General features: G+C 54.0%; 20 protein-coding genes and 1 pseudogene. 5 read left to right on the top strand and 16 right to left on the bottom strand.

Annotation, left to right across the window (positions count from 1 at the left end):
- Window positions 1-109 precede the first annotated feature (109 nt).
- Both sul1 and DBR02_RS24080 read right to left on the bottom strand, forming a co-directional pair.
- Complete coding sequence (gene sul1 / locus DBR02_RS24085; RefSeq protein WP_000259031.1) at window positions 110-949, bottom strand: sulfonamide-resistant dihydropteroate synthase Sul1; 840 nt, start codon at window positions 947-949, stop codon at window positions 110-112.
- A complete protein-coding gene (locus tag DBR02_RS24080) occupies window positions 943-1,290 on the bottom strand; it encodes a quaternary ammonium compound efflux SMR transporter QacE delta 1 (protein ID WP_000679427.1) in 348 nt (115 codons plus the stop codon). The genes sul1 and DBR02_RS24080 overlap by 7 nt, the downstream gene beginning before the upstream one ends.
- A 222-nt stretch (window positions 1,291-1,512) precedes the next feature.
- Between DBR02_RS24080 and DBR02_RS24075 the strand changes: the two genes are divergently transcribed.
- Complete coding sequence (locus DBR02_RS24075; RefSeq protein WP_032492010.1) at window positions 1,513-2,556, top strand: IS110 family transposase; 1,044 nt, start codon at window positions 1,513-1,515, stop codon at window positions 2,554-2,556.
- Window positions 2,557-2,834: 278 nt separating this feature from the next.
- Here the strand turns inward: DBR02_RS24075 and smr are convergent, their stop codons facing one another.
- The 5 genes and pseudogenes from smr to DBR02_RS24050 form a co-directional block, all read right to left on the bottom strand.
- Window positions 2,835-3,152: a multidrug efflux SMR transporter Smr gene (gene smr / locus DBR02_RS24070; protein ID WP_032491400.1), complete on the bottom strand. Its 318-nt coding sequence runs from the start codon at window positions 3,150-3,152 to the stop codon at window positions 2,835-2,837.
- An 80-nt stretch (window positions 3,153-3,232) separates the two neighbouring features.
- Window positions 3,233-3,946: pseudogene (locus DBR02_RS24065) on the bottom strand (AadA family aminoglycoside 3''-O-nucleotidyltransferase); the annotation flags it as partial.
- 88 nt (window positions 3,947-4,034) lie between these two features.
- Window positions 4,035-4,508, bottom strand: a complete 474-nt coding sequence (dfrA1, locus tag DBR02_RS24060; RefSeq protein ID WP_000777555.1) for a trimethoprim-resistant dihydrofolate reductase DfrA1 — start codon at window positions 4,506-4,508, stop codon at window positions 4,035-4,037.
- 142 nt (window positions 4,509-4,650) lie between these two features.
- Window positions 4,651-5,109 carry an aminoglycoside N-acetyltransferase AAC(6')-Il gene (gene aac(6')-Il / locus DBR02_RS24055; protein WP_013263788.1) on the bottom strand — a complete coding sequence of 153 codons (459 nt, stop codon included), beginning with the start codon at window positions 5,107-5,109 and terminating at the stop codon, window positions 4,651-4,653.
- Window positions 5,110-5,202: 93 nt separating this feature from the next.
- Window positions 5,203-6,003 (bottom strand): subclass B1 metallo-beta-lactamase VIM-4, encoded by an 801-nt coding sequence (locus tag DBR02_RS24050; protein WP_032492008.1) that lies wholly within the window; start codon window positions 6,001-6,003, stop codon window positions 5,203-5,205.
- A gap of 166 nt (window positions 6,004-6,169) precedes the next feature.
- On the opposite strand from DBR02_RS24050, the gene intI1 reads away from it, so the two are divergent.
- The 4 genes from intI1 to DBR02_RS24025 all read left to right on the top strand — a co-directional run bounded on the left by intI1 (window position 6,170) and on the right by DBR02_RS24025 (window position 12,104).
- Window positions 6,170-7,183 (top strand): class 1 integron integrase IntI1, encoded by a 1,014-nt coding sequence (intI1, locus tag DBR02_RS24045; RefSeq protein WP_000845054.1) that lies wholly within the window; start codon window positions 6,170-6,172, stop codon window positions 7,181-7,183.
- A gap of 305 nt (window positions 7,184-7,488) precedes the next feature.
- Window positions 7,489-8,046: a recombinase family protein gene (locus DBR02_RS24035; RefSeq protein ID WP_001162012.1), complete on the top strand. Its 558-nt coding sequence runs from the start codon at window positions 7,489-7,491 to the stop codon at window positions 8,044-8,046.
- A gap of 2 nt (window positions 8,047-8,048) precedes the next feature.
- Entirely contained in the window at window positions 8,049-11,021 is a 2,973-nt protein-coding gene (locus tag DBR02_RS24030) for a Tn3 family transposase (RefSeq protein WP_001138073.1), read from the top strand.
- Window positions 11,022-11,099: 78 nt separating this feature from the next.
- On the top strand, window positions 11,100-12,104 hold the full coding sequence (locus DBR02_RS24025) for an IS110-like element IS4321 family transposase (protein ID WP_000427623.1): 1,005 nt from the start codon (window positions 11,100-11,102) through the stop codon (window positions 12,102-12,104).
- 181 nt (window positions 12,105-12,285) lie between these two features.
- On the opposite strand, the gene DBR02_RS24020 is transcribed toward DBR02_RS24025, so the two are convergent.
- The 9 genes from DBR02_RS24020 to DBR02_RS23975 all read right to left on the bottom strand — a co-directional run bounded on the left by DBR02_RS24020 (window position 12,286) and on the right by DBR02_RS23975 (window position 19,425).
- Complete coding sequence (locus DBR02_RS24020) at window positions 12,286-12,768, bottom strand: hypothetical protein (protein ID WP_001139512.1); 483 nt, start codon at window positions 12,766-12,768, stop codon at window positions 12,286-12,288.
- A 54-nt stretch (window positions 12,769-12,822) separates the two neighbouring features.
- Window positions 12,823-13,233, bottom strand: a complete 411-nt coding sequence (locus tag DBR02_RS24015; protein ID WP_000985909.1) for a hypothetical protein — start codon at window positions 13,231-13,233, stop codon at window positions 12,823-12,825.
- A gap of 100 nt (window positions 13,234-13,333) precedes the next feature.
- A complete protein-coding gene (locus tag DBR02_RS24010) occupies window positions 13,334-13,540 on the bottom strand; it encodes a hypothetical protein (protein WP_000134171.1) in 207 nt (68 codons plus the stop codon).
- 60 nt (window positions 13,541-13,600) lie between these two features.
- A complete protein-coding gene (locus tag DBR02_RS24005; RefSeq protein WP_000088044.1) occupies window positions 13,601-14,926 on the bottom strand; it encodes a type II toxin-antitoxin system HipA family toxin in 1,326 nt (441 codons plus the stop codon).
- A 4-nt stretch (window positions 14,927-14,930) separates the two neighbouring features.
- Complete coding sequence (locus tag DBR02_RS24000; RefSeq protein ID WP_012477377.1) at window positions 14,931-15,224, bottom strand: helix-turn-helix transcriptional regulator; 294 nt, start codon at window positions 15,222-15,224, stop codon at window positions 14,931-14,933.
- Between the two features lie 400 nt (window positions 15,225-15,624).
- Complete coding sequence (locus tag DBR02_RS23995; RefSeq protein ID WP_012695445.1) at window positions 15,625-17,013, bottom strand: hypothetical protein; 1,389 nt, start codon at window positions 17,011-17,013, stop codon at window positions 15,625-15,627.
- A gap of 4 nt (window positions 17,014-17,017) precedes the next feature.
- The gene (locus DBR02_RS23990; RefSeq protein WP_000340139.1) at window positions 17,018-17,515 is read right to left on the bottom strand and encodes a membrane protein; all 498 of its coding nucleotides are present in this window, start codon (window positions 17,513-17,515) and stop codon (window positions 17,018-17,020) included.
- Window positions 17,516-17,717: 202 nt separating this feature from the next.
- Window positions 17,718-18,374: a trypsin-like serine protease gene (locus tag DBR02_RS23985; protein WP_000462754.1), complete on the bottom strand. Its 657-nt coding sequence runs from the start codon at window positions 18,372-18,374 to the stop codon at window positions 17,718-17,720.
- Between the two features lie 658 nt (window positions 18,375-19,032).
- Window positions 19,033-19,425, bottom strand: a complete 393-nt coding sequence (locus DBR02_RS23975; protein WP_000341066.1) for a hypothetical protein — start codon at window positions 19,423-19,425, stop codon at window positions 19,033-19,035.
- Between the last annotated feature and the right edge of the window lie 128 nt (window positions 19,426-19,553).

Below are 19,553 nucleotides of genomic sequence, written 5' to 3'. Positions count from 1 at the left end.
ATGAACCGCCGCCTCATAGTGCAGTTTGATCCTGACGAGCCCAGCATGTCTGCGCCCACCTTCGCGGATCCTGACCAGGGTCCGCTAGCGGGCGGCCGGAAGGTGAATGCTAGGCATGATCTAACCCTCGGTCTCTGGCGTCGCGACTGCGAAATTTCGCGAGGGTTTCCGAGAAGGTGATTGCGCTTCGCAGATCTCCAGGCGCGTGGGTGCGGACGTAGTCAGCGCCATTGCCGATCGCGTGAAGTTCCGCCGCAAGGCTCGCTGGACCCAGATCCTTTACAGGAAGGCCAACGGTGGCGCCCAAGAAGGATTTCCGCGACACCGAGACCAATAGCGGAAGCCCCAACGCCGACTTCAGCTTTTGAAGGTTCGACAGCACGTGCAGCGATGTTTCCGGTGCGGGGCTCAAGAAAAATCCCATCCCCGGATCGAGGATGAGCCGGTCGGCAGCGACCCCGCTCCGTCGCAAGGCGGAAACCCGCGCCTCGAAGAACCGCACAATCTCGTCGAGCGCGTCTTCGGGTCGAAGGTGACCGGTGCGGGTGGCGATGCCATCCCGCTGCGCTGAGTGCATAACCACCAGCCTGCAGTCCGCCTCAGCAATATCGGGATAGAGCGCAGGGTCAGGAAATCCTTGGATATCGTTCAGGTAGCCCACGCCGCGCTTGAGCGCATAGCGCTGGGTTTCCGGTTGGAAGCTGTCGATTGAAACACGGTGCATCTGATCGGACAGGGCGTCTAAGAGCGGCGCAATACGTCTGATCTCATCGGCCGGCGATACAGGCCTCGCGTCCGGATGGCTGGCGGCCGGTCCGACATCCACGACGTCTGATCCGACTCGCAGCATTTCGATCGCCGCGGTGACAGCGCCGGCGGGGTCTAGCCGCCGGCTCTCATCGAAGAAGGAGTCCTCGGTGAGATTCAGAATGCCGAACACCGTCACCATGGCGTCGGCCTCCGCAGCGACTTCCACGATGGGGATCGGGCGAGCAAAAAGGCAGCAATTATGAGCCCCATACCTACAAAGCCCCACGCATCAAGCTTTTGCCCATGAAGCAACCAGGCAATGGCTGTAATTATGACGACGCCGAGTCCCGACCAGACTGCATAAGCAACACCGACAGGGATGGATTTCAGAACCAGAGAAAGAAAATAAAATGCGATGCCATAACCGATTATGACAACGGCGGAAGGGGCAAGCTTAGTAAAGCCCTCGCTAGATTTTAATGCGGATGTTGCGATTACTTCGCCAACTATTGCGATAACAAGAAAAAGCCAGCCTTTCATGATATATCTCCCAATTTGTGTAGGGCTTATTATGCACGCTTAAAAATAATAAAAGCAGACTTGACCTGATAGTTTGGCTGTGAGCAATTATGTGCTTAGTGCATCTAACGCCCGAATTAAGCCGCGCCGCGAAGCGGCTTCGGCTTGAAGGCTGTAATGGACTCTCCCCGCACCGCGTTTCTTCTATAAGACACGAGGTGTCTGTTTGCCGGGAGAGTGAAGATGAAACGCATTGCAATTGATTTGGCCAAGTCCGTTTACCAGGTTGCCGAAAGTATCCATGTCGGTCGGGTGGATCGTCGCAGGCGGCTCGATCCGGAGGCATTCTGGCGTTATGTACAGGAGCAGCCGGAGCCTGTCGAGTGGGTGATGGAGGCCTGCGGCACGGCTCACCACTGGGGCCGGTTGATGCAGGCGGCGGGGCATCGCGTGGTGCTGCTGCATCCGCGCTACGTGCGCGCCTACCGGCGGCGCAGTAAGACCGATCGCAACGACTGCGATGCGATCCTGGAGGCGGCTCGTTGCGAGGGCATCCGTCCGGTGCCGGTCAAAAGCGTGCAGCAGCAACAGGTGCAGCAGCTGCACAAAATGCGCGAGGCCTGGAAGAAGACCCGCGTCCAGCGCATCAACCTGCTGCGCGGCATCCTGCGCGAGATGGGCGTGGCCGCGCCCAACGGCACCCAGGCGTTCCTGCGTCAGGCCTGCGAGCTGATCGAGCGTCCGGAAGTCTGCGCCTTGCGCGGCGCGCTGCAGGTACTGTTGGCCGAGATCAGTCTCTACGAACAATCGATGCGCGAGTGCGAGGAGCAGCTGGCGCGCTGGCATGCCGACGACGAGATCGTGCACAGGCTCGACGAGGTCAGCGGCATCGGGCTGCTCACCGCCAGCGCCCTGAAAACGGCTGTCGGCACGCCCGAACGCTTCGCCAGCGGCCGGCATCTGAGCGCCTGGCTGGGCATGACACCCAACGAATACAGCAGCGGCGAGCGCCGCAAGCTCGGCCGCATCAGCTGCAAGGGCAATGTTTACGTGCGAACGCTGCTGATCCACGGCGCCCGCGCGGCGTTGCTGGCCGCCAAGCGCTGCCAGGCACGTACGCCGCAACGCCTGACCCAGCTGCAGCGCTGGGCCCTGCAGACGGCCGAACGCATCGGCCACAACAAGGCTGCCGTGGCCCTGGCGAACAAACTGGTGAGGATCTGCTGGGCGGTGTGGTGCCACGAACGCCGCTTCAGTGGCGACTGGCAGAGTGCAAGGCCCGCCTGACGGCGGGGTAATCAGGAAGACGCGTTATTTCTTGCGGTTGTGGTGAGAAGCGAGACTGTCGGAACAGGCGAGTCCTGCAGCGGAACAAGGCCGATAACAATCATGATCTTCGGGATCGTTTGAACGCTTGGCCCCCGCTGCGCGAACTACAGAATGGCCAGGGCGCAGCCCACGACAAGGCCGGATATACGAATGCAACCGCGCTGACGACAGGATCGAAAAAGCTTTCCTCACTGCTTGTGGGGAGAGTCCATATATGAATTGTTAGCGCCCACACCTCAGTGCGCGAGCTTGAGCGTGATGACCCCGGCAACAATGAGCGCCACGCCAAAGTACCGCGCAACTGATGTTGGATCTCCGTAGTAAAGAACGCCGACGAGGAAGGTGCCAGCCGCACCGATGCCCGTCCAAACAGCGTAGGCAGTACCGATGGGAATGTGCCGCTGAGCCAGCCATAGCAGAAAGCCACTCACGGCCATAAACGCGACCGCAATGCCAACACCACTCCATCGGGTTTCCGGTACCTGCGCCATCTTCAGTCCGACGGGCCAGCCAATCTCAAAGAGTCCAGCGAGGATCAGGTATATCCAGGCCATCGTGATCTCCGTTCGTGGGCGCTAACGCTTGAGTTAAGCCGCGCCGCGAAGCGGCGTCGGCTTGAACGAATTGTTAGACATTATTTGCCGACTACCTTGGTGATCTCGCCTTTCACGTAGTGAACAAATTCTTCCAACTGATCTGCGCGCGAGGCCAAGCGATCTTCTTCTTGTCCAAGATAAGCCTGTCTAGCTTCAAGTATGACGGGCTGATACTGGGCCGGCAGGCGCTCCATTGCCCAGTCGGCAGCGACATCCTTCGGCGCGATTCTGCCGGTTACTGCGCTGTACCAAATGCGGGACAACGTAAGCACTACATTTCGCTCATCGCCAGCCCAGTCGGGCGGCGAGTTCCATAGCGTTAAGGTTTCATTTAGCGCCTCAAATAGATCCTGTTCAGGAACCGGATCAAAGAGTTCCTCCGCCGCTGGACCTACCAAGGCAACGCTATGTTCTCTTGCTTTTGTCAGCAAGATAGCCAGATCAATGTCGATCGTGGCTGGCTCGAAGATACCTGCAAGAATGTCATTGCGCTGCCATTCTCCAAATTGCAGTTCGCGCTTAGCTGGATAACGCCACGGAATGATGTCGTCGTGCACAACAATGGTGACTTCTACAGCGCGGAGAATCTCGCTCTCTCCAGGGGAAGCCGAAGTTTCCAAAAGGTCGTTGATCAAAGCTCGCCGCGTTGTTTCATCAAGCCTTACGGTCACCGTAACCAGCAAATCAATATCACTGTGTGGCTTCAGGCCGCCATCCACTGCGGAGCCGTACAAATGTACGGCCAGCAACGTCGTAACGCCTGGCACAGCGGATCGCAAACCTGGCGCGGCTTTTGGTACAAAAGGCGTGACAGGTTTGCGAATCCGTTGCTGCCACTTGTTAACCCTTTTGCCAGATTTGGTAACTATAATTTATGTTAGAGGCGAAGTCTTGGGTAAAAACTGGCCTAAAATTGCTGGGGATTTCAGGAAAGTAAACATCACCTTCCGGCTCGATGTCTATTGTAGATATATGTAGTGTATCTACTTGATCGATCAGGCTTTTGTATATCTCCCCACCACCTGAAACAATGACATGATCCGTTATTTTCTTTAGGTTGGTTAAAGCATCTTTAATTGATGGAAAGATCACTACGTTCTCATTGTCAGATGTAAAACTTGAACGTGTTACGACCGCATACTTTCGGTTGGGTAATGCTCCCATTGATTCAAAAGTCTTGCGTCCAACCAACAGCCATTGGTTATAGGTAATAGCTTTAAACAGGAGCTGTTCACCTTTGGCACTCCATGGAATATCAGGGCCATTCCCGATAACTCCATTCTTCGATATAGCTACCATTAGTGATAGTTTCACAATTCTTCCTCAGAGGTTAACACCTGAGTTAAGCCGACTTGCGTAGTGGAGCCAAAGCCATGGCAAGCTCTTTCTGCCATGGCTTTGGTGTAACGAAGCAAGTTCGGCTTGAACGAATTGTTAGGCACCAACGCGGCGCCCCTCACAACGGTTTCCGGAAGCAGCGTACTTGAGCAACCTCCGTGAATCCAGCCGCCAGGTGCGCCGAGGTGCTTGCGCTGTTGGTAAGTTGAGTGTCGGAGGCGAATTCGGTGCATCCGCGACCACGAGCCCAATGCTCGGCGGCTTTTACCAGAGCTACACCTACGCCCTGACGCCGCGCACTTGGCACAACGTACCAACCCTCCAAGAACGCAACGTTGCCGGAGTAGCACTCCTCCGCATACGGGCGGATCGAAAGCTCGGCAAACCCTAGTGCTTCTCCGTCGGGTGCTACAGCAATGAGGACAGCAGCAGGCCGGGCGACTTTTCCGGACAGAAATTCTGCGATCTCTGACTGGTGCTCTTGACATGTGCCATCTGGCCACAGCTCACAGCGCATGCTTAGCCAACTGGCCGAATCGGTAGTTTCAACAGGCCTGACGAGCGGCGAACTATCCATTGGTGCCTAACGCCTGAGTTGAGGGGCTTTTGCGGAGTAGGCGCAGCCTGCGTAGCAAAAGTCCCGCTCCAACGATTTGTTATGCCGCATCTGCTACTCGGCGACTGAGCGATTTTTGTGTGCTTTGACAACGTTCGCTGTGTGCTGGAGCAAGTCTAGACCGCCCGGTAGACCGTGCCCGGGAATGACGACCTCTGCTTCCGGGTAGTGTTTTTGAATCCGCTCAACGGAGGTGGGCCATTCAGCCAGATCGGCATCGGCCACGTTCCCCGCAGACGTGCGTGACAACTCATGAACGGCACAACCACCGTATAGCACGTTCGCTGACGGGACGTATACAACCAGATTGTCGGTCGAATGCGCAGCACCAGGATAGAAGAGCTCTACTGGACCGAAGCGCACTGCGTCCCCGCTCGATGAGAGTCCTTCTAGAGAATGCGTGGGAATCTCGTTCCCCTCTGCCTCGGCTAGCCGGCGTGTCGACGGTGATGCGTACGTTGCCACCCCAGCCGCCCGAAGGACATCAACGCCGCCGACGCGGTCGTCATGAAAGTGCGTGGAGACTGCACGCGTTACGGGAAGTCCAATTTGCTTTTCAATCTCCGCGAGAAGTGCCGCTGTGTTTTTCGCACCCCACGCTGTATCAATCAAAAGCAACTCATCACCATCACGGACAATGAGACCATTGGACGGGTAGACCGCGCCATCAAACGACTGCGTTGCGATATGCGACCAAACACCATCGGCAATCTGGTAAAGTCGGACCTCTCCGACCGGAATTTCGTTGACTGTCGGATACTCACCACTCGGCTCCCCGGAATGGGCTAACGGACTTGCGACAGCCATGACAGACGCGGTCATGTAGACCAATAAACTACTAATAACTTTTAACATCAAGACTCCATAGGGGTGGGTGCGGCATAACTTTGTTTTAGGGCGACTGCCCTGCTGCGTAACATCGTTGCTGCTCCATAACATCAAACATCGACCCACGGCGTAACGCGCTTGCTGCTTGGATGCCCGAGGCATAGACTGTACAAAAAAACAGTCATAACAAGCCATGAAAACCGCCACTGCGCCGTTACCACCGCTGCGTTCGGTCAAGGTTCTGGACCAGTTGCGTGAGCGCATACGCTACTTGCATTACAGTTTACGAACCGAACAGGCTTATGTCAACTGGGTTCGTGCCTTCATCCGTTTCCACGGTGTGCGTCACCCGGCAACCTTGGGCAGCAGCGAAGTCGAGGCATTTCTGTCCTGGCTGGCGAACGAGCGCAAGGTTTCGGTCTCCACGCATCGTCAGGCATTGGCGGCCTTGCTGTTCTTCTACGGCAAGGTGCTGTGCACGGATCTGCCCTGGCTTCAGGAGATCGGAAGACCTCGGCCGTCGCGGCGCTTGCCGGTGGTGCTGACCCCGGATGAAGTGGTTCGCATCCTCGGTTTTCTGGAAGGCGAGCATCGTTTGTTCGCCCAGCTTCTGTATGGAACGGGCATGCGGATCAGTGAGGGTTTGCAACTGCGGGTCAAGGATCTGGATTTCGATCACGGCACGATCATCGTGCGGGAGGGCAAGGGCTCCAAGGATCGGGCCTTGATGTTACCCGAGAGCTTGGCACCCAGCCTGCGCGAGCAGCTGTCGCGTGCACGGGCATGGTGGCTGAAGGACCAGGCCGAGGGCCGCAGCGGCGTTGCGCTTCCCGACGCCCTTGAGCGGAAGTATCCGCGCGCCGGGCATTCCTGGCCGTGGTTCTGGGTTTTTGCGCAGCACACGCATTCGACCGATCCACGGAGCGGTGTCGTGCGTCGCCATCACATGTATGACCAGACCTTTCAGCGCGCCTTCAAACGTGCCGTAGAACAAGCAGGCATCACGAAGCCCGCCACACCGCACACCCTCCGCCACTCGTTCGCGACGGCCTTGCTCCGCAGCGGTTACGACATTCGAACCGTGCAGGATCTGCTCGGCCATTCCGACGTCTCTACGACGATGATTTACACGCATGTGCTGAAAGTTGGCGGTGCCGGAGTGCGCTCACCGCTTGATGCGCTGCCGCCCCTCACTAGTGAGAGGTAGGGCAGCGCAAGTCAATCCTGGCGGATTCACTACCCCTGCGCGAAGGCCATCGGTGCCGCATCGAACGGCCGGTTGCGGAAAGTCCTCCCTGCGTCCGCTGATGGCCGGCAGCAGCCCGTCGTTGCCTGATGGATCCAACCCCTCCGCTGCTATAGTGCAGTCGGCTTCTGACGTTCAGTGCAGCCGTCTTCTGAAAACGACACCATGTGCAAACGATGTCAGAATAGAGTTAAATTTCCTATTGATTGACATATTCCGTCAAAGGTAATAGATTTCATCCTGACACTTTTGCCTTTGGAGGCATCTTGCAAGGTCAACGCATCGGCTATGTCCGCGTCAGCAGCTTCGACCAGAACCCGGAACGGCAATTGGAGGGTGTTCAGGTGGCGCGGGTGTTCACCGACAAGGCTTCTGGCAAGGACACCCAGCGTCCCGAGCTGGAAAGGCTGCTGGCCTTCGTCCGCGAGGGCGACACCGTGGTGGTGCATAGCATGGACAGGCTGGCACGCAACCTTGATGACCTGCGCCGCATCGTCCAAGGGCTGACACAACGGGGCGTGCGCATGGAGTTCGTCAAAGAAGGGCTGAAGTTCACCGGCGAGGACTCACCGATGGCCAATCTGATGCTGTCGGTCATGGGAGCCTTCGCTGAGTTCGAGCGCGCCCTGATCCGCGAACGTCAGCGCGAGGGAATCGTGCTGGCCAAGCAGCGCGGTGCCTACCGGGGACGAAAGAAATCGCTGAACAGCGAACAAATTGCCGAGTTGAAACGGCGAGTTGCGGCAGGCGACCAAAAAACCTTGGTGGCCCGTGACTTCGGCATCAGCCGCGAAACCTTGTACCAGTACCTGCGGGAAGACTGACCATGCCACGCCGCTCAATCCTGTCCGCCACCGAGCGCGAAAGCCTGCTGGCACTGCCAGATGCCAAAGACGAACTGATACGGCACTACACGTTCAACGAAACCGACCTGTCGGTGATCCGTCAGCGTCGCGGCGCCGCGAATCGATTGGGCTTCGCTGTGCAGCTTTGCTACTTGCGATTCCCTGGCACCTTTTTGGGCGTCGATGAGCCTCCGTTTCCGCCCCTGTTGCGCATGGTGGCCGCGCAACTCAAGATGCCAGTGGAAAGTTGGAGCGAGTACGGCCAGCGCGAACAGACACGGCGGGAGCACTTGGTCGAGCTGCAAACGGTTTTTGGGTTCAAGCCCTTCACCATGAGCCACTATCGGCAAGCCGTGCATACATTGACCGAGCTGGCCTTGCAGACCGACAAAGGCATCGTGCTGGCGAGCGCACTTGTCGAGAATCTGCGGCGGCAGAGCATTATCCTGCCCGCCATGAATGCCATCGAGCGCGCAAGCGCCGAGGCCATCACCCGTGCCAACCGACGCATTTACGCGGCGCTGACCGATTCTTTGTTATCACCCCACCGTCAGCGCCTGGACGAACTTCTCAAGCGCAAGGACGGCAGTAAAGTGACGTGGCTGGCATGGCTGCGCCAGTCGCCTGCCAAACCGAACTCTCGCCACATGCTCGAACATATTGAGCGCCTGAAATCCTGGCAAGCACTTGATCTGCCCGCAGGCATCGAGCGGCAGGTTCACCAGAACCGCCTGCTCAAAATCGCTCGTGAAGGTGGCCAGATGACGCCTGCTGATCTGGCAAAGTTCGAGGTGCAACGACGTTATGCCACGCTGGTAGCGCTGGCCATCGAAGGCATGGCCACCGTCACCGATGAAATCATCGACCTTCACGATCGCATCATCGGCAAGCTGTTCAACGCGGCCAAGAACAAGCATCAGCAGCAGTTCCAGGCTTCCGGCAAGGCGATCAACGACAAGGTGCGGATGTATGGGCGCATCGGTCAAGCGTTGATTGAGGCCAAGCAAAGCGGCAGCGATCCGTTCGCCGCCATCGAGGCCGTTATGCCCTGGGACACCTTCGCCGCCAGCGTCACCGAAGCGCAAACATTGGCGCGGCCTGCCGACTTTGATTTCCTGCACCACATCGGTGAAAGCTATGCCACGCTACGCCGCTACGCGCCGCAGTTCCTGGGCGTGCTCAAATTGCGGGCTGCGCCCGCCGCCAAGGGTGTGCTCGATGCCATCGACATGCTGCGCGGCATGAACAGCGACAGCGCGCGCAAGGTGCCCGCCGATGCGCCAACCGCATTCATCAAGCCGCGCTGGGCAAAGCTGGTTCTGACCGACGACGGCATCGACCGGCGTTACTACGAGTTATGCGCCCTGTCGGAGCTGAAGAACGCGCTGCGCTCCGGTGATGTCTGGGTGCAGGGTTCTCGCCAGTTCAAGGACTTCGACGAATACCTGGTGCCGGTCGAGAAGTTCGCCACTTTGAAGCTGGCCAGCGAATTGCCGCTGGCAGTGGCCACCGACTGCGACCAATACCTGCATGACCGGTTGGAATTGTTGGAGGCGCAACTCGCCACAGTCAACCGCATGGCTGCGGCCAACGACTTACCGGATGCCATCATCACCACCGCGTCAGGCCTGAAGATCACGCCGCTGGACGCGGCAGTACCAGACGCCGCGCAAGCCATGATCGACCAGACAGCTATGCTGCTGCCGCACCTCAAAATCACCGAGTTGCTGATGGAGGTCGATGAATGGACGGGCTTCACCCGCCACTTCACACACCTGAAGACCAGCGACACGGCCAAGGACAAAACCTTGCTGTTGACGACGATCCTGGCCGACGCGATCAACCTGGGTCTGACCAAAATGGCCGAATCCTGCCCTGGCACCACCTACGCCAAGCTGTCTTGGCTGCAAGCCTGGCACATCCGCGATGAAACCTATTCGACGGCGCTGGCCGAGCTGGTGAATGCGCAGTTTCGGCAACCCTTCGCCGGCAACTGGGGTGACGGCACCACGTCATCGTCGGACGGCCAGAACTTCAGAACCGGCAGCAAAGCAGAAAGCACTGGTCATATCAACCCGAAGTATGGAAGCAGTCCAGGACGGACTTTCTACACCCATATCTCCGACCAGTACGCGCCCTTCAGTGCCAAGGTGGTCAACGTGGGCATTCGTGATTCAACTTACGTGCTTGATGGCCTGCTGTACCACGAGTCGGACTTGCGCATCGAGGAACACTACACCGACACGGCAGGCTTCACCGATCACGTGTTTGGCTTGATGCATTTGCTGGGATTTCGCTTCGCGCCGCGTATCCGTGACTTGGGCGAAACCAAGCTATTCATCCCCAAGGGCGATGCCGCCTATGACGCGCTCAAGCCGATGATTAGCAGCGACAGGCTGAACATCAAGCAAATACGCGCCCATTGGGATGAAATTCTGCGGCTGGCCACCTCCATCAAGCAAGGCACGGTAACGGCTTCGCTGATGCTGCGCAAACTCGGCAGCTACCCGCGCCAGAACGGCTTGGCCGTGGCGTTGCGCGAGCTGGGGCGCATCGAGCGCACGCTGTTCATTTTGGATTGGCTGCAAAGCGTGGAGCTGCGCCGCCGCGTCCATGCGGGGCTGAATAAGGGCGAGGCGCGCAACGCGCTGGCCAGGGCGGTCTTCTTCTACCGATTGGGTGAAATCCGCGACCGCAGTTTTGAGCAGCAGCGCTACCGGGCCAGCGGCCTCAATCTGGTGACGGCGGCCATCGTGTTGTGGAACACGGTATATCTGGAGCGTGCCACCAGTGCTTTGCGTGGCAACGGCACGGCGCTGGACGACACATTGTTGCAATATCTGTCGCCGCTGGGGTGGGAGCACATCAACCTGACCGGCGATTACCTATGGCGCAGCAGCGCCAAGGTCGGTGCGGGGAAGTTTAGGCCATTGCGACCGCTGCCACCGGCTTAGCGTGCTTTATTTAATGAGATGGTCACTCCCTCCTTCCCGGTACTATGCTGAGGACAGGCTTTCATTCGGAGAACTATCATGGAAAACATTGCGCTCATTGGTATCGATCTGGGTAAAAACTCTTTCCATATTCATTGCCAGGATCGTCGCGGGAAGGCTGTTTACCGTAAAAAATTTACCCGGCCAAAGTTGATCGAATTTTTGGCGACATGCCCCGCTACAACCATCGCAATGGAAGCCTGTGGCGGTTCTCACTTTATGGCACGCAAGTTGGAAGAGTTGGGGCATTCCCCAAAGCTGATATCACCACAATTTGTCCGCCCGTTCGTTAAAAGCAATAAAAACGACTTTGTCGACGCCGAAGCTATTTGTGAAGCTGCATCGCGTCCGTCTATGCGTTTTGTGCAGCCCAGAACGGAATCTCAGCAGGCAATGCGGGCTCTGCATCGTGTCCGTGAATCCCTGGTTCAGGATAAGGTAAAAACAACCAATCAAATGCATGCTTTTCTGCTGGAATTTGGCATTAGCGTTCCCCGAGGAGCTGCCGTTATTAGCCGACTGAGTACCATTCTTGAGGATAATAGTTTGCCTCTTTACCTCAGCCAGTTATTGCTGAAATTACAACAGCATTATCACTATCTTGTTGAGCAGATTAAAGATTTGGAATCCCAGTTGAAACGAAAGTTGGACGAAGATGAGGTTGGACAGCGCTTGCTGAGCATTCCCTGCGTCGGAACACTGACAGCGAGTACTATTTCAACTGAGATTGGCGACGGGAAGCAGTACGCCAGCAGCCGTGACTTTGCGGCGGCAACAGGGCTTGTACCTCGGCAGTACAGCACGGGAGGTAGGACGACATTGCTGGGAATTAGTAAGCGAGGTAATAAAAAGATCCGAACTTTGTTGGTTCAATGTGCCAGGGTATTCATACAAAAACTGGAACACCAGTCTGGCAAATTGGCCGATTGGGTCAGGGATTTACTGTGCCGGAAAAGCAACTTTGTCGTCACTTGTGCTCTGGCAAACAAGCTGGCCAGAATAGCCTGGGCCCTAACGGCACGACAGCAAACTTATGTAGCATAACGGCAGAAATACACCGGTTTAAAGAATTACTGATCTGGTTTTGCGAATACTGATATTGATGATACTAACGGCCCACCGGCCTGTTGAGGAACCTGTAAAACGGAAAGGCTCATTGAAGCCGTATATTTTCTGGAGGTTCATCAGGCGCGGAACTCATCAAGGCGCGGGAATAAAATCCCATTCAGACGCCGGATAGATTCAAGCAAGCCAACTTGTCGTCAAAATCGGTGTTGCAAAAACGGGAGTGACCATAGATTCCGTTTTCTGAGACGACCCCATCTACGTCAGGTTTCCGCTTTGGTTCGCTGGTGGCCGTCTCAGCTTGTTTTAGGGTGGAACGTGGATAGGCCAGGTTATATGCTGCGCCTGTGGTCATTTGCTCGATGACCGCAGGTGCATAACCTTCTGCTTCCAGCTTACGATATGCAGCCCGGTAGTCTCTTTGGGTTTTCAGCGGGTATATCTTTCCGCCTTTACCATCGAAAGCGATAAACCAGAAATCGTCCGTGCCAGTTTCCAGATTTCTGCAACGTTTCAGATGCCATCCGCCTTCTCTCGCCCAGATGGTACGGTTATTTCTGGCATTCGTTTTGTCATAACCGTTCTCGTCAAGCCAGCTATCAAAGCTGGTCAGCCCCAGATCCTGAACCTCCAGAGAAGGCACTCGAATGACCTGCAAGGTATGGCGGGGTCTTGGCTCTCTCATCTTGATCTCTTCCTAGCGCTGGTCTGGGAAATACGGATATTGCGGGCCATATTCATAGTCATGCGGGCCTGGCTCAACTTCCCAGAATGGACGGCCGCTAATTGTCTTTGGACCGCGCTCGTTTACGATGTCTTCTACATCCTGAATATTAAATGGCATCGTTGCCAGTAACAGCTGATCTTCGGGTGTCAGCGTCACAGTTGCACCGTCGATACGGCTGTAAAGGTCGGCAAACTGTTTACCTGCACCGTGCAACCGGTGCTCCGCTACACTTCTGATTGCGTGTAAGTCCAGCTCCGCCGCTTCCATGCGATCCACGTATAGTTTCATTTCTTTACGCAAAGCGCTCAGCTCACGGGCTTTAATAAACCCGCAGGCGTACCCACCCAGGGCGATAACTGCAATGATTGCTAAAATTGCCATTTTTTTCTCTCACGTGATTGCGGCCGTTACTCTAGTCTTAATGTGAAGTCTGGGAATTCGCTGGATGTTAAGTACGTTTTCATCCCCAGACTGACAGATGCTAAGGCGCGATCCCAACACTCCATTTGTAAGTATCAGGCCCATCTTCTCCGCTGGTGGCATCTGCTACAATCTGTGCATAACGTTCTCCAGCAAGTTCTCTTACCATCTGATCCACGACCCATTGCAGATGATGCATTTCATCGGTTCCGCCGTAACGACAAGCCAACTCAATAGCCCGCTCTATTCTTTTTTGTTCTTCAGTCATACTGAATCCTCACGCTTACATCAGCTATTCTGAAAACATGCACACTATAAATTGCGGCTGTCATTTCTCAGCCAGGCGCCTGCATTGCTGCCTCATTCCATCAAAAATACTTTCCGCAAGCTGCTGGGGGAACTGGTCCGGAAGAAGCCCGCTAACACGTTCAATGACACCCGGGGTTCTGGCGATGATTTCCTCTATCATCGCCTCTGTCTGCTGTTTACTCAGGCCGGTTATCTCACCATGCCTGATCCAGTGGCGTCGTTGTATTCGATATATCTGGTAATAGTTGCTACTGCCACGTACGGCCATCGCCAGTTTGCACTTCTGCCAGGATATCTGATTGTTCCCATGACCGATCACCGGCCATGCCGACAACACATCATAGAGTGGTGTAAGGTGATAACGTCCCTGTGGCCCAATAGAAATACTGAAATTTTTAGCGTGGCCATCTGTTGCGGCCATCATCCAGAAAACTATCTGCGTCATAAAAAACTGCGCTTTGTCACGCTCAGCACGGTCTGAATTACTCAGAACTTCCATAATTTCCGATATACCTGGCCCGCCGTCCGCCTGATATTTTCGTAATGGCGAAATGCCCAGGGCCTGACACATATCCTCCTGGGGTAAACGAATGATCCATTGTCCGTTTCCTGACCATTTTCGGTCAAAACGTTCTACCACCAGCGCTTTCTGATCTTCAAAGTGAGCAATCTGCGTTCTTGCCACGGGGAGCCCGTACTGTTCGAGAAGTACCGAGCAGAGCCATTCATTTTCAACCGACGAGCGCATGTCGGCTTTCATGTTCCCCACAAGTCCGAGCGGTAGCTTGAATATATGCGTCGTTGGTGTATTACCCTCCGGCATACACCACCGATCTTCATGCCACAGTAGGGCTGTTTTCTCCTGAGCACCGGCAATAGATAAACGTAAGTCGTCGTTATCTTCTGGCCTGCCCGGTAGCAATGTCTCCGTGGTATTACGCAAAGTTGCCGCAATTTCTGATTCAGTAAGCGGGTGATACTTCACGGAATATAAATCTGTGGGTTCATCTCCGTCATGAAGCAGCTGTATCGCGCCCACGCAGTCTTTTCCCAGCTCCGTCAGAAGATCAAAAGGCTCCAGGCTATCGGCCTTGTAACGCATTGCCAGACGTCTGCGTATGCCTTCGCTGTCCGGGAGTAAATTATCAAAATAGTCACGTACCACATTTCCACGCCAGACCTGGTTCCCGGGAGTAAAAGGAAGGGACAATGACAGCGGCCTTCCCTGTTCGTCTGCACTCCAGTCAGGAAGGTATTGTAAGCTGTCTACCCCTTTACTTTTTTCCCAGTATCCGACTTTGATTCCGTTCATCCAGATTGCCAGACGCTGCTGTTTCCGGCTCATATCGTTACCATTTCTCCTGTCGTGCAGGTGAGTTTGATTTAAGCATTTCTTCCGTCTGCTTCCCCTCTGAAGAGGCGGTTGTCGAGGAGAAGCTGATTTTTACGCCCAGGATAGAAAACACCTTGAATAGCCGTTCAATGCTCGCACTGGCAGGGTTGGCTTCCAGACGTGAGTATGTCTGTTGAGTGACCCCTAACCTTTCGGACAGGTCTTTTTGCGTCAGGCCATTCGCCTTGCGAAAACCAATGAGCAAGGGACGCAACTGGTTGAGCGTGTTTAACGGGTAATCATTATTGATCATAAGCTGGCCTCAGTAGTTCCTCTGATACACCTTGTACGCTGTTTTCTAAACATACACCCTAAAAGCTGTAATATCAAATTAACAGCCTAAAAGCTGTTAAATAGAGAGTACAACCTTTAGGCTGTTACTAAGTGGCAGCATAAATCTTTATGAGGTTTGATATGAGAGAACTATCAATAATAAGCCGTTACGCTCGTACAGCATCCGGTAAGAGAGCTGACAGATCAGGATCATCGGTAAACGAGAAGCGGAGTATCTTATGGCCCTGTTGTGAGCTGTATAAATAACTACGAGCTACTCTCTGCCTCGGGGAGGAGGCAGAGAGAGTATTAAAAGCAAAGGCAGACATTTTTAGCAGCTGGTGGGCTATGGGGTTCCGGAGGTGCTCCGGTGAATGTTACTTGACTGGCAAGTTTCCTGCTATGATGGTCAATGCCTCGATGCTGTCTATATTGTTCTGAAGCCGTTCCAGTTCTGCCTTTTCAATACCGGCCCAAAGCTTTAAGTGTCGCTGATAAAGGGACCACTTGAGTGAGTGAAAACCATTCCAGGCCAACCCCATCCAGGAGGCGTAATTCGCATTGAGAATATTGCCGGTGATATACATTTTACCTGCGTTAACAGCACTGGAAGTTCCATAACCCAGGGCAAGCATCATCCGGAAGCGTGGATTTAGCCGCAACGGCATGGTATCCAGTAAGGTCTCCCCAAAAGCTCCTTTTCCCAGCGATACCTGTTTCGCCACATAGAAAACCCGCATCAAAACTTCCATTATGCTCATCGGAATACTTGTCACGATAAACTGACGAAAGTCATACCCGTTGACATACATGTACTCTATTTGTTTGCCGAAGTTAGAACTCCCCACAGGGATCCCCTCAAGCATACGAAGTAGCCCCATAAAAGGAGCCGGTAACCCCATGCCACGGTTTCCTTTTGCTGAGGGGGCATTAACATCCGATGCCAGGTGTCCAAACATTCTGGCGATGAGCCTGAAAATATTGGTTTCGTCTGTAACGCCTTTACTGGAAGGATAAACCACGATCTGTCCATTCTGAACCACCGTACAGGTCCCGTTCAGCATATCCTTTATACCGAAAATAATGCCCAGTACGGGATCGTGTGACAAAGCTCTTAAGCGGTGATTTGTGGGAGACAAAACGCCACCGGCCGCACCCACTAAATCGCTGCTGATCGAACTGTCTGGTGCCCCTATAGGGAACAAATCTGAGAGTTTTGTACTCAGGTCCTCCGGCAAAATGGCATTGAAGGCTTTCTGCACCTGTTTATTGAAAATACCATCCACTTCTGCCGTAAAGCTCACCGTAGGTTTTGGCGGGGCTCTGACGCAAAGTAAATCCAGCATGGATGCTATGAGCCCGCATCCGCAGGCAATAGCATAATCCCAGGCGTCGAGTGCGTAGCGATCATTAAATTCTTTAATATGATTCTGGATCCGGGCATCTACAACAGCCAAGTCATCCGTGGAGAGTATTGTGGCCAGTCCAATATCACCGCATACACGCTGGTTAGCCTCGCTATATATAGTCTTGAGACCAGTAGAATGCATGGCAGTATCTGAAGGGGTCATTTCTCGCAGATGATGTTCTTTAAGCGCCAGATGCTCCGCTTCATCAAGTTCAGTGCCGCTGATTAGCCCGGTCAACTGTGCCTTAAGGCTCTCTATATCACTGTTAATTGTCTCGTGAGCGTTCGCGATATCCTGACCACGGAGCTGAATATAACGGATGGCCCTGAACTCATCATCATAAGGAGACTGACTCATGTGTTTACCTCACCGCGACCAGGCTACCTTTTGGAGCTTTCTTAGTAAGCATGTCGATTGTTGCCTTGATGCCAGCAATTTCTGCCTTAAAATATTCCGCATTCGACATCAACCTTTCCTGAACTTCGTAGAGCTTTTGGATGGCCTGACTAAGGGCGGCTGTCAGTTTCGCATTTTTTTTGTGTTTCACTATCGCGTACCCGCCAATCCCTAACACAGCTACAGGTGCGGCCAATACCGCAATGCCTGCAACCATACCGCCACCGACGATAGACCCTGCTGTAGCGAGCCCGGAGGTTATGCCTGCTGCTGACACTCCCGTTGTACCAAGCGTATAGAGAGCACCGAAGGAAGCCGCTGCGCCTACGCCTGACCCCGCCAAAGCTGCTGCGCCCTCAGTAATACCCGGGAACTTATTTTCAAGCGCCTGAAGAGCACTTGTAACTTCATCCATTGCCTTCTTGCGAATTTTTTCGAGCTCTTCAGTTTCGGTAGCGTCCATTACAGGCCTCGTATTCATAACTTGCTGTGTGATAGGTGAAAAAGAGCACCATAAAAGTGATGAAGAAATCATGACTTACTATTGTGGCACTTTCGAGTTCATGTTTGTCAGTTTCAATGCTGTTGCTGTTAGTAAGGGCAGACGCCATATCGGGCAGACCCAAAATAACTATCGTGCCAGCGTCATTTTGGAACTGACTTTGCTAAAAATCAGTAGCGGACTGAACAGACATGTGTGGATTTGAATCTGGGCAGGTTCCAGACATTATTCCAACCAGACTTCCAATGACAAAATGCTCGTCATTCTCGGAGACGACATAGGGTCCACCAGAGCAACCATCGGTGTTGAAATGTGCTATTACAAAGCGAGTTGTGAGATGTTGGGGAGAATGATTTGAGCAATTTAAAGGCCAAATGCCTGAAACTTCACCAGGGAATGTCGAAATTGTTGTCTCATTCATTGGATATCCGACACCCAATGTACCCATGCCAGCTGCGGGAGCCAGGACCTTAAAGTAACTACTTACAGGCTGTTGTATTCCAGCTGGTAATACGATTTCTGCACTGTCAACAAACGGAATGCCGTCTTTAAAGTCTGCCCTGTCATTAGCCTCATTGAGAATGAAATCGACTAGAACAGGCTCTTCGTTCACCAGTCCTTGATGGTTAAGAAATTTGACGTAAAGTTTAAGTGTATTGCTGACGGGATAAATTTTTCCAAGAGCATTGGTAACAACATGGGCTGCGGTGAGAATCTTTTGCTGCTGACCATTATCGAAACCAAACGCAGTTGCTTCGAGATGGCTACTAAAATGAGGATCATTGCTTACATAGATTTTACAAACGTAGTTTTCAAACATTATTTCCTCCTTTTGCCGGTACCTAATCAGTTACACGGCTGCATGTTATAAACAACTAAACTCGCTTCCTGATATTTGAGTTTGTATGTTTTGCCAGGCACCAGCTCACCTCTGAAACACGGTTAGTCTCCTCCATGACATGGTTATGGCGATGGTCAGAAACTGTTATCGACGAAAGGCTGGAATTCCTTTAATGGCATTATCCATTTCAAGTCGTATGTCCTGAACGGGAGCGTATATTTTTATGATTCCAGATCTTAACCCTGAAACATTCCCCGTATCAAAACTGACCCGTTACAGATAAGTCACCACCGGTGCTGTCGATTAATTTAGTGAATTGCATGTCCTCATCCCATAAAGGGTAGGGCCTACCCCCGGCATCGAGCAAACCTGACCACCCTGCCCTTATTAAGACCCCACATGCGGCAATGGTGCCCTGTCCACGCCGCCCGCGAACTTTGAGGAAATGGGGAGAAAATAAAAAGAAAACAAAAAGTTATCGGCTGAAGTACCGGCGCAGATCGGGAATCAGGCGAAGCCTGACAGCACGTTAGGGCCTGGCAGGGGGCTTGAGGGATGAGGACATGCAATTGTGATAACCTTCCCGCCACGGGGTCGGTTAAATTCGTATCCTGCCGGTGCAATTCCAACGGCCGCGTTACCAGTTCGCCGGGTAGCATGGCCAGCAAAGCCAGGCATCGAGCACCCGGGTTTCACTGACGGCCGCTGCATAGACGCCGGTATCCGGGAAGAAATAAACCGGGGTGGCGTTGTTCAGCTGGTCGCCTTCATCGGCCAGAGCGCCGATCACCTCATGAGGCTTAAGCAGCATATCCGTTAAATATTCATCCGGGTGGATGGCATTCAGCGATATGGCCATCTCCAGAAATTCATCCAGGGTATGGCGGGTACGATACCCCCGGAAAACCTCGTATGAAGGCGTGACGCATTCACCATCCAGGGAACAGGCATCGTAACCGGCCAGCTGCTCTTCGGTGAGTCCGGAGGCATGCTTTGCCACAAGATTCGTAAATTGCTCTTTATCGTCCATCACAATCCTTACGCTGTAGGGGCCTGTTTGTGTTATCACTGCTTCCGGTTTTTACTTCGCACAACCCGGCAGGTATCCGGTCGCCCGGGCGTCCTTTGCGGTCTTGTTCGCCCTTCGCCTGAATTACG

The organism is Enterobacter cloacae complex sp. (assembly GCF_900322725.1).
Lineage (GTDB): Bacteria > Pseudomonadota > Gammaproteobacteria > Enterobacterales > Enterobacteriaceae > Enterobacter > Enterobacter quasihormaechei.
The sequence above is the reverse complement of the archived record's forward strand: the minus strand, read 5'-3'. Positions and strand labels throughout refer to the sequence as shown.

Bases quoted from the DNA above. Each gene is read 5' to 3' on its own strand.
- DBR02_RS24005 (WP_000088044.1), bottom strand. From the start codon at position 14,926: ATGAGCCGGAAACAGCAGCGTCTGGCAATCTGGATGAACGGAATCAAA.
- DBR02_RS23995 (WP_012695445.1), bottom strand. From the start codon at position 17,013: ATGAGTCAGTCTCCTTATGATGATGAGTTCAGGGCCATCCGTTATATT.
- sul1 (WP_000259031.1), bottom strand. From the start codon at position 949: ATGGTGACGGTGTTCGGCATTCTGAATCTCACCGAGGACTCCTTCTTC.
- DBR02_RS24025 (WP_000427623.1), top strand. From the start codon at position 11,100: ATGGAAAACATTGCGCTCATTGGTATCGATCTGGGTAAAAACTCTTTC.
- DBR02_RS24015 (WP_000985909.1), bottom strand. From the start codon at position 13,233: ATGGCAATTTTAGCAATCATTGCAGTTATCGCCCTGGGTGGGTACGCC.
- DBR02_RS23975 (WP_000341066.1), bottom strand. From the start codon at position 19,425: ATGGACGATAAAGAGCAATTTACGAATCTTGTGGCAAAGCATGCCTCC.
- DBR02_RS24075 (WP_032492010.1), top strand. From the start codon at position 1,513: ATGAAACGCATTGCAATTGATTTGGCCAAGTCCGTTTACCAGGTTGCC.
- DBR02_RS24080 (WP_000679427.1), bottom strand. From the start codon at position 1,290: ATGAAAGGCTGGCTTTTTCTTGTTATCGCAATAGTTGGCGAAGTAATC.
- DBR02_RS23985 (WP_000462754.1), bottom strand. From the start codon at position 18,374: ATGTTTGAAAACTACGTTTGTAAAATCTATGTAAGCAATGATCCTCAT.
- intI1 (WP_000845054.1), top strand. From the start codon at position 6,170: ATGAAAACCGCCACTGCGCCGTTACCACCGCTGCGTTCGGTCAAGGTT.
- DBR02_RS23990 (WP_000340139.1), bottom strand. From the start codon at position 17,515: ATGGACGCTACCGAAACTGAAGAGCTCGAAAAAATTCGCAAGAAGGCA.
- smr (WP_032491400.1), bottom strand. From the start codon at position 3,152: ATGGCCTGGATATACCTGATCCTCGCTGGACTCTTTGAGATTGGCTGG.
- DBR02_RS24050 (WP_032492008.1), bottom strand. From the start codon at position 6,003: ATGTTAAAAGTTATTAGTAGTTTATTGGTCTACATGACCGCGTCTGTC.
- DBR02_RS24030 (WP_001138073.1), top strand. From the start codon at position 8,049: ATGCCACGCCGCTCAATCCTGTCCGCCACCGAGCGCGAAAGCCTGCTG.
- DBR02_RS24010 (WP_000134171.1), bottom strand. From the start codon at position 13,540: ATGACTGAAGAACAAAAAAGAATAGAGCGGGCTATTGAGTTGGCTTGT.